This window comes from Variovorax sp. W2I14 (assembly GCF_050435205.1).
GTDB classification, from domain to species: domain Bacteria; phylum Pseudomonadota; class Gammaproteobacteria; order Burkholderiales; family Burkholderiaceae_C; genus Variovorax; species Variovorax paradoxus_C.
Genome location: NZ_JBNDJX010000001.1, coordinates 2,477,168 through 2,489,810, shown reverse-complemented (window position 1 = coordinate 2,489,810; position 12,643 = coordinate 2,477,168). Strand labels below are relative to the sequence as shown.

At 70.4% G+C, this 12,643-nt stretch carries 10 protein-coding genes; 6 read left to right on the top strand and 4 right to left on the bottom strand.

Annotated features, from left to right (window positions below; all coding sequences use genetic code 11):
• Positions 1 to 12: 12 nt before the first annotated feature.
• Positions 13 to 852: a TIGR04290 family methyltransferase gene (locus tag QF040_RS11580; RefSeq protein ID WP_429611148.1), complete on the top strand. Its 840-nt coding sequence runs from the start codon at positions 13 to 15 to the stop codon at positions 850 to 852.
• The gene (locus QF040_RS11575) at positions 839 to 1,414 is read left to right on the top strand and encodes a DUF1003 domain-containing protein (protein ID WP_429611147.1); all 576 of its coding nucleotides are present in this window, start codon (positions 839 to 841) and stop codon (positions 1,412 to 1,414) included. The genes QF040_RS11580 and QF040_RS11575 overlap by 14 nt, the downstream gene beginning before the upstream one ends.
• Before the next feature lie 22 nt (positions 1,415 to 1,436).
• On the opposite strand, the gene QF040_RS11570 is transcribed toward QF040_RS11575, so the two are convergent.
• Both QF040_RS11570 and rpoN read right to left on the bottom strand, forming a co-directional pair.
• Positions 1,437 to 1,670 (bottom strand): hypothetical protein, encoded by a 234-nt coding sequence (locus tag QF040_RS11570; protein WP_429611146.1) that lies wholly within the window; start codon positions 1,668 to 1,670, stop codon positions 1,437 to 1,439.
• Positions 1,671 to 1,706: 36 nt separating this feature from the next.
• On the bottom strand, positions 1,707 to 3,134 hold the full coding sequence (rpoN, locus tag QF040_RS11565) for an RNA polymerase factor sigma-54 (RefSeq protein WP_429611145.1): 1,428 nt from the start codon (positions 3,132 to 3,134) through the stop codon (positions 1,707 to 1,709).
• Positions 3,135 to 3,308: 174 nt separating this feature from the next.
• Here rpoN and QF040_RS11560 point away from each other — a divergent pair, with 174 nt between their 5' ends.
• The 4 genes from QF040_RS11560 to QF040_RS11545 all read left to right on the top strand — a co-directional run bounded on the left by QF040_RS11560 (position 3,309) and on the right by QF040_RS11545 (position 11,098).
• Entirely contained in the window at positions 3,309 to 3,689 is a 381-nt protein-coding gene (locus QF040_RS11560; protein WP_429611144.1) for a histidine kinase dimerization/phospho-acceptor domain-containing protein, read from the top strand.
• 112 nt (positions 3,690 to 3,801) lie between these two features.
• On the top strand, positions 3,802 to 5,256 hold the full coding sequence (locus QF040_RS11555; RefSeq protein WP_429611143.1) for a sigma-54-dependent transcriptional regulator: 1,455 nt from the start codon (positions 3,802 to 3,804) through the stop codon (positions 5,254 to 5,256).
• A 43-nt stretch (positions 5,257 to 5,299) separates the two neighbouring features.
• On the top strand, positions 5,300 to 9,994 hold the full coding sequence (locus QF040_RS11550) for a PAS domain S-box protein (protein ID WP_429611142.1): 4,695 nt from the start codon (positions 5,300 to 5,302) through the stop codon (positions 9,992 to 9,994).
• Between the two features lie 63 nt (positions 9,995 to 10,057).
• A complete protein-coding gene (locus tag QF040_RS11545) occupies positions 10,058 to 11,098 on the top strand; it encodes a chemotaxis protein CheB (protein ID WP_429611141.1) in 1,041 nt (346 codons plus the stop codon).
• 35 nt (positions 11,099 to 11,133) lie between these two features.
• Here the strand turns inward: QF040_RS11545 and QF040_RS11540 are convergent, their stop codons facing one another.
• A complete protein-coding gene (locus tag QF040_RS11540) occupies positions 11,134 to 11,547 on the bottom strand; it encodes a hypothetical protein (RefSeq protein ID WP_429611140.1) in 414 nt (137 codons plus the stop codon).
• A complete protein-coding gene (locus QF040_RS11535) occupies positions 11,544 to 12,494 on the bottom strand; it encodes a manganese catalase family protein (RefSeq protein ID WP_429611139.1) in 951 nt (316 codons plus the stop codon). Before QF040_RS11535 ends, QF040_RS11540 begins: the two co-directional genes overlap by 4 nt.
• Positions 12,495 to 12,643: the final 149 nt, after the last annotated feature.

Below are 12,643 nucleotides of genomic sequence, written 5' to 3'. Positions count from 1 at the left end.
GAAGGAGACCGCATGCAGCATCCATCGTCCGTTTCCCTGTCCGACACGGTGGCCGCCTTCGATGCGGCCGGCCGCGAGCCCTCGGTGCGAGAGCAGATCGAGGCGCTCGGCCCGTGGTTCCACAACCTGCACCTGCCGGGCGGCGTGCAGACGACGCCCGAGCACTTTCTGGGCGGCGATTTCCCGAACTTCAAGTGGCAGGAAATCCGCCCCTTCGTGCCCGAGGATCTGAGCGGCTGGCGCGTGCTCGACGTGGGCTGCAACGCGGGCTTCTACAGCTTCGAGCTCGCGCGGCGCGGCGCCTCGGTGCTCGGCATCGACGTCGACGAGCACTATCTCGCGCAGGCGCGCTGGGCGGCCAAGCAGCTCGGGCTGGGCGCGCAGGTGGAGTTCCGCAAGATGCAGGTCTATGACCTCGCGCGCACCGATGCGAGCTTCGACCTCGTCTGGTTCATGGGCGTCTTCTATCACCTGCGCTATCCGCTGCTCGCGCTCGACCTGCTGGCCGAGCGCACCCGCCGCATGCTGATGTTCCAGACGCTCACCATGCCGGGGGATTCGGTCTACGGGCCGGTAGAGGACTGTTCCATCGACGATCGCGCGCCGCTGCTGGAAAGCGGCTGGCCGCGCATGGCCTTCATCGAGCACCGGCTGGCCGGCGACCCGACGAACTGGTGGGCGCCCAACCATGCGGGCGTCGAGGCGATGCTGCGAAGCAGCGGCCTGCGCGTGGAAGCGCGCCCGGGCCATGAGATCTACCTGTGCGTGCCCGATGCGGAGGCGCGGCGCGGCCGGGCGATGTTCGAATCGCAGTACGCCGCGGCCACGGGAGCCATCGGTGAAGGACGCTGACCGCGAGCGCGAAGCAGGCGAAGAGAAAGAAGAGAGCGAAGGGCGGGCCCGCGAGTCGCCGGTCGGCCAGGTGGTCGACCGCAACATCGCCGCGCTGATGCGCCGTCGGCGCGAAAAGACCCAGGCCGCGAGCCTGCAGGACCGCGCGGCCGATGCGATCACAGCGTTCGCGGGCAGCATGAAGTTCGTGTACCTGCACCTCCTCGTCTACGGCGGCTGGATCGTGGTCAACCTCGGCTGGCTGCCGCCGCTGCGGCCCTTCGACCCGACCTTCGTGGTGCTGGCGATGGTGGCTTCGGTGGAGGCGATCTTCATCTCGACTTTCGTGCTCATCAGCCAGAACCGCATGGCCGCGCTGGCCGACCAGCGCGCAGACCTCGACCTGCAGATCAGCCTGCTCGGCGAGCACGAGATCACCAAGATCGTGTCGCTGGTGGCCGAGATCGCCAAGCGCATGGACATCCCGGCCGCGAACGATCCCGAACTGGGCGAACTGCGGCGCAACGTGTCGCCCGAGCGCGTGCTCGACCGCATCGAGGAGCCGGGCACCGACGCGCCTTGACGTGCCGCGATTGCGCCGCGGGTCAGCCGTCGCAGGTACTGCTGCGGCTGCCGTCCGCCAGCGCCGCGCGGCCCGCCGGCGTCACCGTGAGAAAGCGGCCCCATTCGCGGGACTCGCCATCCCGCACGGAGCGCAGCGTGAACGCGGCGACGAAGCCGGCCGCGCGCAGCACCACGAGGTTGTTGATCTCGTCGGGCTGCGTGAGCGTGAGCGGTGCCTTGGAGCGGCTCAGCCGGTCGAGGAATTCGATGCACATGGTCTTCGCGTCTTCTTTCTGCGGTCGCACACCTTGTCAGGCTGCTGTGGCCGTAAGCCGGGCGCCGCGCGCGCGGCGTCGCTCCACCGGGTCGATGTCCAGCGTCTGCCGGTATTTGGTGATGGTGCGGCGGGCGATGTGAAAGCCCTGCTGCGCGAGCTGCCGCGCGAGCGCGGCGTCGCTCAGCGGCGCGGTCGGCGGCTCGATCGCGATGAGCTCGCGAATCAGCTGCTGCACCGCCACCGGCGCGCTCGCGCCGCCGGCCGTGTGCTGCAGGCCGCGCGAGAAGAAGTACTGCAGCTCGAACACGCCCGCGGGCGTGGCGATGTACTTGTTGTTCACCGTGCGCGAGACGGTCGAGGCATGCACGCCCACCTCGTCGGCGATTTCCTTCAGGCCCAGCGGCTTCATCGCGAGCGGCCCGTGCTCCAGGAACATCTGCTGGCGCGCCACGATGGCACGCGCCACATCCAGGATGGTCGAGGTGCGCTGCGCCACGGTGCCCACCATCCAGCGCGCCTGTTCGAGGTAGGCCTTGAGTGCGCCGGTGTGGGCGCCGCGCCGCGTGTCGAGCAGTTGCGCGCAGGCGGTGTTCAGGCGCACGCGCGGCACCGCATGCGGGTTGAGCGAGGTGCGCCAGGCGCCGCGCACCTTCTTCACGGTGACGTCGGCAACGACCAGGCGCGCGCCGGTCTCGCCATGGCCCCAGCCCGGGCGCGGGTTGAGCCGCCGGATGCCGGCGACCGCGCACTGCACCTCGGCGAGCGGCGCGCCGGCTGCGCGCGCGATGCCGGCGAAGTCCTGCGCGGCGAGCAGGTCGATGTGCCGCTCCAGGATGCGCTGCGCGAGCGCGCGCACCGGCAACGGCCCGATCGCATCGAGCTGCAGGCAGAGGCATTCGGGCACGTTGCGGGCACCCACGCCGGCCGGATCCAGCGCCTGCACGCGGCGCAGCGCGGTGCGCATTTCGTCTTCGGTGTCGTCGGGGTTTTCGCCAAGGGCGAGGGCGATGTCGCCGAGCGGCATGCGCAGGTAGCCGTCGTCGTCCAGCGCCTCGACCACCGCATGGGCCAGCGCCGCATCGCGCTCGCCAAGGCGCAGCACGCCGAGCTGCGCATGCAGGTGCGCCGACAGCGACTCCGGCAGCGCCAGGCGCTGCATCGCATCGAGGCTTTCGTCGTGCGAGAGGTGGCGCGTGCCCGCGGGCGGCGCCGCGGTGATGCGGTCGAACGCGGCCTCGGCCTCGAAGCTCGCTTCAGACCGCACCGGCTCTACCACCGCTTCGGGCGAGGCGCCCGCCGAGGGTTCGTCGACTTCGAGAAAAGGGTTCAGCTCCGCCGCGTCGCGAAGGGCCTCTGCATATTCCTGCGATGAAAGCTGGAGCAGCCGCACGGCATGCTGCAGCCGGGGAGAGAAGATGGCGGCCTGCGCCTGGCGCGCCTGCATGGCGATGGATGGATTCATGGCCGTGGCCACGCGCAATGGTCGTGCCAGCCACGCGCAGGAAAAAACCCGGCGCGAAGGACGTCGAAAGTATGCAATTCGATGCGCCCGTGCCCGGCGCCCAGAACGCCTTGCAGCAAATCTTGCAACCCGCGCCGGCTGACAGCGCGGCTTCGTTGGCCCACACTCGGCGGGATGAAAAACATTCGAAACGGCATGCAAAGACCCGCGGGACCATGGGCGGCGGGCGTGTTGACCGGCGCGTTCGCGAGCATCGTCGGCGTGGCGCTCGGCACCGGCCTCAGGCGCCAGGGCAGGGCGCGGGGCGCCTCGTCCATCGAGCAGCAATTGGCCGCGCTGCGCGCGCACACGGCGCGTCAGGCGCAGGCGGCGCGGCAACTCGACCACGACCTGCGCGCACCGGTCGGCGCGATGGCCGTCGCACTCGAACTCATGAGCACCACCGACGATCCTTCGTTGAGGCAAGAGGCGATGCAGGTGCTCGAGCGGCAGATCGCGCGTATGAATACGCTGACACATCGAGTGCACGAATTCTCACGCGACTTCAACGGTTGAACCGTCGGCCGCGAGTGCCAGGCTGGAGAACCATCGGCTGAACTGGGGAGCATCGGAAAGAGCGCGAAAAACACGCAAGAAGCACGCGCCCGTTTTTGTATCTGGAGTCGGTTTGGCGCACGCATTGATCGTTGAGGACGACGAAGATTCGGCCCGCATGATGGCCGCGCTCGTCGCGCGGGAGGGGCATTCGGTGATGTGCGCGAATTCGCTCGCCGCCGCGCGCCGGCTGATGGTGATGCAGCGGCCCGACCTGCTCTTGCTCGACCTGCATCTGCCCGACGGCGACGGCTTCGCGCTGCTCGACGAGAAGAACGAGGCCTTGAGCGACACCGTGCTGGTGCTCATGACCGGCCAGGCGAGCCTGGAGACCTCGATCCGCGCCATGCGCCTGGGCGCGGCCGACTACCTCGTGAAGCCCATCAATCCGCAGCACCTGAAGGGCCTGCTCTCGCGCCTGATCGCGCCCTCGCAATTGCGCGCCGAGTTCGACGAGGTCGAGGAACTCTGGCGCGAGACCGGGCGCTTCGGCCCGCTCATCGGCCGCTCGCAGGAAATGCAGCGTGTGTACCGGCAGATCTCGCGCGTGGCGCGCACCGCGGTCACCGTGTTCATCCACGGCGAAAGCGGCACCGGCAAGGAGCTGGTGGCGCGCGCGGTGCACGACATGAGCCGCCGGCGCGACCAGCCCTTCCTGGCGGTGAACTGCGGCGCGCTGTCGCCCAGCCTGATCGAGAGCGAAATCTTCGGCCACGAGCGCGGCAGCTTCACCGGCGCCGAACGCCAGCACCAGGGCTTTTTCGAACGCGCGCACGGCGGCACGCTGTTCCTGGACGAAGTGACCGAAATGCCGCTGGAACTGCAGGTGAAGCTGCTGCGGGTGCTGGAGACCGGCACCTTCATGCGCGTGGGCTCCACGCAGGTGCAGCAGACCGATGTGCGCGTGATCGCGGCAACCAACCGCGATGCGGCCGCGGCGGTGGCGAACGGCCGCATGCGCGAGGACCTGCTCTACCGGCTCAACGTGTTCCCCATCGCCTTGCCGCCGCTGCGCGAACGCGGTGACGACATCGGGCTCATCGCGAGCGATTTCCTGCAGGAAGTGGCGCGCCAGGAAGGCGGCGGCACCAAGCACCTGAGCCGGGGTGCGCATGCGCGCCTTGCGGCCTGGCGCTGGCCGGGCAATGTGCGCGAGCTGCGCAACGTGCTGCAGCGCGCCTGGGTCATGGCGAGCGGTTCGGAGATCGACGAGGAATGGCTGCCCGCCGCCTCCGCCCAGGGAACGGCCGACGCGCCCGTTCGAACGCCGCAGGCGGCTTACGGCGACGCGGTCTTCGCCATGCCGCCAGCGGCCGCGCCAGAGCTCGGACGCGACGGCGCGCCGGTGCCGCCAGCACCCGGCGGCCAGCAGCTCGTCATCGAGATCGGGACGCAGCTTGCCGACGCGGAGCGTCAGCTCATCCTTGCCACCTACGAGCGTTGCGGAGGCCACAAGGAGCGCACCGCCGCGCTGCTGGGCATCAGCATGAAGACCCTCTACAACCGGCTCAAGGAATACCGGCAGTAGCCCGCACGGCCGCCGGGCCGCGCAAACCACACGAGGGATTGCATTGAACGATTCCACGCCCGACAGGGCCGAAGAAGAAGCCGCCACGCAGTTGGACGATGCCGTGCCGTCGTTCGGCTATGGCCTCTTGCCCCTGGTGGGCCTGGCCGGCGCCGCGGGGAGCGTCGAGGCGCTGTGCGCGTTCCTGCAGGGCACCGCGTCCGATTCGGGCATGGCCTTCGTCGCCGTGCTGCACCTGTCCGACCGCGGGCCGAAGGCGTTCGCCGACCTGGTAGAGACGCTGCGCGCGGCGACGGCGCTGCCCGTGGTGCCCGTCGACCAGCGGCTGCGCCTGGCGCCCGACACCCTCCATGTGCTGCCGCCCGGCAGGCCGCCCTACATGCGCGGCAATTTCATCGAACCGGCCGAGCTGCCGGCGCGCGGCGGGCGCCACCTGCCGGCGGACCTGTTCTTTCGCACGCTCGCGGATTCGCATGGCCCGCATGCGACGGCGGTGGTGCTCTCCGGGCCGGACGGCGACGGCACCATCGGCATCAAGCGCGTCAAGGAGCGCGGGGGCCTGACCATCGTGCAGGACCCGCGCGAGTCGGCCGAGGGCGGCATGGCGCAGACGGCCCTCGCGACCGGCATGGTCGACTGGGTGCTGCCGGCGCGCGAGATGGGCACGCGCATCGCCGCGTACTACCGCCTCGAATCGCAACTGCGCCTGCCGCCCGAACAGCCGCCGGCGCACGACGCCGCGTTGGCCGAGGCCGCGCTGACGGACCCCGGCGAAGCGGCCTTGCGCGAGGTGCTGACCTTCGTGCGCGACCGCACCGGCCGCGATTTCGACGACTACAAGCGCGCCACGGTGCTGCGGCGCCTCGGCCGGCGCATGCAGGTGAACGGCGTGGGCAACCTGCAGGCCTACCTCGACTGCCTGCGCACGCGGCCCGGCGAGGCCGGCGCGCTGGTGCACGACATGCTCATCAGCGTGACCAACTTCTTTCGCGACAGCGACAGCTTCGCGGCCCTCGAAGCGCGGGTGCCGGAGCTCTTTCGCCACAAGGGCCCGGACGACACGCTGCGCGCCTGGGTGGTGGCCTGCGCGACCGGCGAGGAGGCGTATTCGGTCGCGATGCTGCTGAGCGAACACGCGCGCACGCTGGAGCACCCGCCGTCCATCCAGGTCTTCGCGACCGACCTGGACGAGGACGCGGTGCGCGCCGCGCGCGACGGCATCTACCCGCTCGCGGCCGAGGCCGACCTGGGCGAAGAGCGCATCCGGCAGTTCTTCGTGCGCGAGCCGCGCGGCCTGCGGGTGCGGCGCGAACTGCGCGAGATGGTGCTGTTCGCGGTGCACGACGTGCTGCGCGATGCGCCGTTCGCGCGCATCGACCTGGCGACCTGCCGCAACCTGCTCATCTACCTGAACCGCGATGCGCAGGCGCGCGTGCTGGAGACGCTGCACTTCGCGATGTACCCCGGCGCGCCGCTGTTCCTCGGCGTCTCGGAGGCGGCGGACGGCGACGGGCGCCTGTTCGCGGTGGCCGACAAGCCGCACCGCATCTACCTGCGCTGCCAGTCGCGTGCGGGCGCACCGGTGCCGCCCCGGCCCGTCGGCCCGCCGAGAGCGGCCGCGGCGCGGCGTTCGCAGGCGGTGATTCCCCTGGCGGCGATTGCGCCGCCCGTCGCACCGCAGCCCATGCTGCCGACCCTGCGCGGCGGGCAAACCATGACCTGGGCCGAAATGCACCTGCAGCTGGTCGACCTGCTGGCGCCGCCCTCGATCCTGGTGGACGCCGGGCACGAGATGCTGCACATCTCGCCCGCGGCCACGGCCTTCCTGTACTTCGGCGGCGGCGAGCCTTCGCGCAACGTGATGCAGGCCATCGTGCCCGACCTGAAGGCCGAGCTGCAGACGGCGCTCCATCACGCGCACGAGCGGCACGAGCCGGTGGAGGTGGCGCCGGTGCGGGCGCGCATCGCCGGCGGCGAAGTGGAGGTGACCGTCAGCGTGCGGCCGGTGGAGGCCTTCGGCGGCGGCTTCCTGGTGCTGCTTCGTCGCCAGGACGTGCGCCTGGACGTGCGCCAGAACGCGCGCAAGGAGGCGGGCGAGGGGAGTTCCGGCGAAACCGCCCCCGCGGCCGGCGATGCCTTCGCCGTCCTGCCGCGTGTGCAGCCCGAGCCCATTGCCAGCCACCTGGAGCGCGAGGTCGAACGCCTGAAGGCGCGCCTGCGCCAGACGGTGGAGCAGTACGAGGTCTCGACCGAGGAGCTCAAGGCGAGCAACGAAGAGCTGCACGCGATGAACGAGGAACTGCATGCGGCCGCCGAGGAGCTGGACACCAGCCGCGAGGAGCTGCAGTCGATCAACGAAGAGCTGACCACGGTCAACCAGGAGCTGAAGAACAAGGTCGACGACCTGGGCCATGCCAACAGCGACATCATGAATCTGATGGACGCGACGGCCATTGCCACCGTGTTCCTGGACCGGAACCTGCGCGTGATGCGCTTCACGCCGAGCGCGGCGACCATCTTCAAGCTGATCGCGAGCGACACGGGGCGACCGCTGTCGGACCTGGTCACCGGGCTCGACTATCCCGAGCTTTCGGACGATGCGCACGCCGTTCTGCGCTCGCTGCAGCCTTCGGAGCGCGAAGTGGGCGACGCGCGGGGCAACTGGTATCTGGCGCGCGCGAGGCCCTACCGCACCATCGAGGACGTGATCGCCGGCGTGGTGCTGAGCTTCGTGGACATCACCGAGCGCAAGGCCGCGCAGGAGTCGCTCAGGCAATCGCAGGAGCGCTTCAGCGCCATCGTGAACCAGGCCTCGGTGGGCGTGGCGCAGATGCGGCTGGACGGCGAGATCACCTTCGCCAACACCTGCTACCGCGCCCTCACCGGCTACGGCGACGACGAGCTCCTGGGCCGGCGCATGCTTGATTTCGTGCACCCGGCGGACCTGCCGGCCACGCAACTGCTCTTCGAGCAGCTCGCCGCGCAGGGCAAGCCGTTCCAGGCCGAGAACCGCATCGTGCGCAAAAACGGCGAGGTCATGTGGCTGCACAAGAGCGTGACGGTGCTCACCGACGGCAGCGGCCGGCCCGACTCGGCGCTGATCGTCTGCACCGACGTGAGCGAGCGCAAGTTGGCCGAGGAGGCGCTGCGCGAGAGCCAGGAGCGCATGCGGCTGATGCTGGAGAACGCGATCGAGTACGCCATCTTCTCGGTCGACATGGAGCGCCGCGTGACGAGCTGGAATGCCGGCGCCGAGCGGCTGCTGGGCTACAGCGAGCAGGAGATCCTGGGCCGCTCGGCCGACCTGATCTTCACCGAGGAAGACCGCGCCGCCGGCGCGCCGGTCGAGGAGGCCCGCACCGCGCTCGCCGAAGGCCGCGCGGCGGACGACCGGCTGCACCAGCGCAAGGACGGCTCGCGCTTCTGGGCCAGCGGCGCGCTCATGCCGATGCACGACGGCGAGGGCAGGTCGATCGGACTGGTGAAGGTGCTGCGCGACCAGAGCGAGCAGCGCGCCGCGCAGCAGGAACTGGAGCAAAGCCGCGGCGAACTGCTCTCCGCGCTGCGCGCCAACGAGGCTGCGCGCCGCGCGCTGGAAACGGCCGACGCGGCGAAAGACCGCTTTCTGGCGGTGCTCTCCCACGAACTGCGCAATCCGCTCGCCTCGATCAGCGGCGCGGCCGAACTGCTGGTGCCCGAATCGCTCGCCACGCAGGACCATGCGCGTGCCGCCCGCGTGATCCGCCGCCAGGCCTCGGTCATGAAGGTCATGCTGGGCGAACTGCTCGATGTTTCGAGCCTGCGGCAGGGCCGGCTTGCGCTCAGCCGCGAGCGCATCAGCGCGCAGGCCATTGCGGATGCGGCGCTGGAGACGGTACGGCCGCTCATCGAGCACGGGCGCCACACGCTCGACCTGGACATCGCCGAGGAAGAGATCGCGCTGGACGCCGACCCGATCCGGCTCAGCCAGGTGCTGTCGAACCTGCTGTCGAACGCCGCCAAGTACACGCCCGCGCCGGGGCGCATCGCGCTGTCGGTGCGGGCCGAGGCGCGCGACGCGGTGTTCGAGGTGACCGACGACGGCATCGGCATGGAGCCCGAGTCGATCGAGACGATGTTCGAGATGTTCGTGCAGAGCGAGCATGCGCATGCGCGCGCCAACGGCGGCATGGGCATCGGGCTCGCGCTGGTGCGCAACATCGTGGAGCTGCACGGCGGCACCGTCACCGGTCACAGCGAAGGGCTGGGGCGGGGGTGCCGCTTCACGGTGCGGATTCCCTCGGCGCGGCCGGCCGCGGCCATGTCGCCGCTCGCGCCCGCGGCCAACGGCGAGGCGCCGGTGCGGCTGCAGCGGCTGCTGCTCGCCGACGACAACGTCGATGCGCTCTGGGGCCTGGAGCAGATGCTTTCCAGGGCGGGCTTCGAGGTCGAGACGGTGAACAACGGCATCGATGCATTGCGCGTGGCACAGGCGCTGCGCCCCGATGCGGCGGTGCTCGACATCGGCATGCCCGGCATGGACGGCCACGAGGTGGCGCGCCGCATCCGCGCCGAACCCTGGGGCAGCGAGCTGGTGCTGATCGCCGCCACCGGCTGGGGCCAGCCCGCCGACCGGGCCGCGGCGCTGGCGGCGGGATTCGACGAGCACGTCGCCAAGCCGGTGACGGCCTCCGACCTGCAGCGGCTGCTGCGCGCGCACGAGGCGGGCCGCCAGGCACACCGTTTGCCCGATGCATGAATGCCGCATCCATACCGGCGCCGACCGCGCACGGGGCCATCCACCCACTTCGCGCTTACGGCCATGACAACGAACAAGGAAAAACCTTTCCCGCCCGCGCGCACCCCGGCACGCGCCATCTTCATCGGTGCCTCGTCGGGCGGCGTGTACGCGATGCTCGAGCTCGCGGCGGCGCTGCCCGCGAACTTTCCGGTGCCGGTGTTCCTCGTGCAGCACATCGGCGCGCACCGCAGCCAGCTCGCACAGCTCCTGAGCGCGCGCGGGCCGAACCTTGCCGTGGCGGCGCGCGACGGCGATGTGCCGGCCGCCGGCACCATCCACGTCGCGCCGCCCGACCACCACATGCTGCTCGAAGGCGGTGTGATCCGCGTGACGCGCGGCCCGAAGGAACACCATGCACGCCCCGCCATCGACCCCCTGTTTCGTTCCGCCGCGCTGGAGATGGGCGCGGGCGCCATCGGCGTGGTGCTCACCGGCATGCTCGAAGACGGCAGCGCGGGCCTGCGCGCCATCAAGGACTGCGGCGGCACTGCCGTCGTGCAGGACCCGGCCGACGCCTTCGAGCCGAGCATGCCGCGCGCCGCCCTGTCGGTGGTGCAAGCCGACCACGTGGTGCCGCTGTCGCAGATGGCGGATCTGCTCCTTGCGCTGGCCCGCGAAGAACGCATGGCGCCCGCCGGCCGCAACCTCGCACCGTCGACCGCGCTGCGCCGCGAGCATGCCGTGGGCAAGGGAGGGCACACCATGGAAAACCTGAAGGAAATCGCGACGCCCTCGACCTTCAGTTGCCCCGACTGCGGCGGTGTGCTGTTCGAGCTGGACGACAAGCGCCCGGTGCGCTACCGCTGCCACACCGGCCACGCCTTCGGCCTCCGCAGCCTGGCCGCGACCCAGGAGCAGGTGACCGATGCCGCGCTGTGGACGGGCCTGCGCGTGCTGCAGGAAAAAGAAGCGATCCTCCGGCGCCTGGCCGAAGTGCAGCGCGAGAGCGACGCAGGCGCTGCCGCGGATTGCGACCGCGAAGCCGACGAAATCGCGCAGGTCGCCAACGCGATGCGCAAGCTCACGGTGAAGGCGCCCAGCCCCGCAAGCTTCGAGGCGTAGCCGCGGAGGGGGCGCGCGTTGATCTACGCGTTGATCTACGCGTTCTGAAGAAAGCGCTCCATGCGGGCAGCCTCCACCACGCGGCCGGGCTCTGCATCGAGCAACGCGAGCGGCGTGCGGTCGTCCAGCGCGCAGTGCGGCCGAACGAACCACTGCACGCGCTCCCAGTCGTCGGTCCACCCCGCCAGCTCGGCCGCGATGCGCGCGACGGCGCCGCGCTGCGACATGTCCGCCTTCTCGAACTGGAACACCGGAAACCAGAGCGCCTCCTGCCAGGTGAAGAACAGCAGGCCGCGGCAGGCGATCTGGCGCGAAAGCCACACGCAGCCGCCCGGATGCCGGTCGGCCACGCGCGGCACGATCTCGCTGTCGCGCGCCAGCCCGCCGGCGGTGCGGTAGCCGGCGAGCAGTTCGGTGAACCGCCGGTCCAGAGGCTCGATCTCGTTCACTTGCGCGGTTTGCCCTTGGCGGGGTCCAGGCCTTCGGGGACGGGCCCGAGGCCGGCGGCATCGGCGAGCAGCGCCTGCTCGCCCATGCCCAGTTCGGCGCCGGTCGTCGGATCGATGTCGCGGCGCGACTGCGTGCGGGCTGCCATCTGCTGCACCACGGGCGCTTCGGCGTCGGCGAGCGTGACGGTGGCCAGGCCGTCGCCTTCGTCCACGGGCGCGTCGCCTTGCGCAAGCGTGCGGAAGTCCCAGCGCTCGCCCTGGTTCCACGGGCCGCGAAGGTCGGGGTCGCCCTTGGACATGTCGAAGTACACGTTGGTGAAGCGCGGATCGCCCGGCAGCTTGCCCGGCGGGAAGTTCGGCTCGATGGCGTAGAGCGCCTTCTCGAACGACTTCTGGTGCGCGATCTCGCGCGTCATGAGGAAGGTCAGCGCATCCTTCACGCCGGGGTCGTCGGTGAGGTTGATGAGGCGCTCGTAGACGATCTTGGCGCGCGCCTCGGCCGCGATGTTCGAGCGCAGGTCTGCGGTGGGCTCGCCGATGGTGTCGATGTACGCCGCCGTCCACGGCACGCCGGCCGAGTTGACCAGCGGCGGCCCGCCGCCGTAGAGCACCTGCGTGAGGTGGCTGTCGTTGCCCGCGCCGGTGATGGTGCGGTACATCTCGCCTTCTTCCTCGACGCCTTCGGCCAGCCGGCCCTTGGCGCCCTTGTTCAGCATGCCGACGATGGTGCCGATGATCTCCAGGTGGCTCAGCTCCTCGGTGGAGATGTCGAACAGCATGTCCTTGCGGCCCGCATCGTCCTCGCCGAGCGCCTGGGTGAAATAGCGGCAGGCCGCGGCGAGTTCGCCCTGCGGGCCGCCGAACTGCTCGAGCATGAGGTTGGCGAGGCCGGGGTTGCACTCGCTCACGCGCACGGTGTATTGAAGTCGCTTGTTGTGAGAAAACATGAAATAGCTCCTGGATCTTGAGTGGGTTGATGAAAAAGGGAATGCGTCGGGGGCGACGGGAGGCCGCTTGGCGCGTTGCGTGCGCATCGCGGCCACCCGGTGGATGTCGCGGCAAGCGGCATGCCGGGCGACGCATGCAGGGCGCCTCA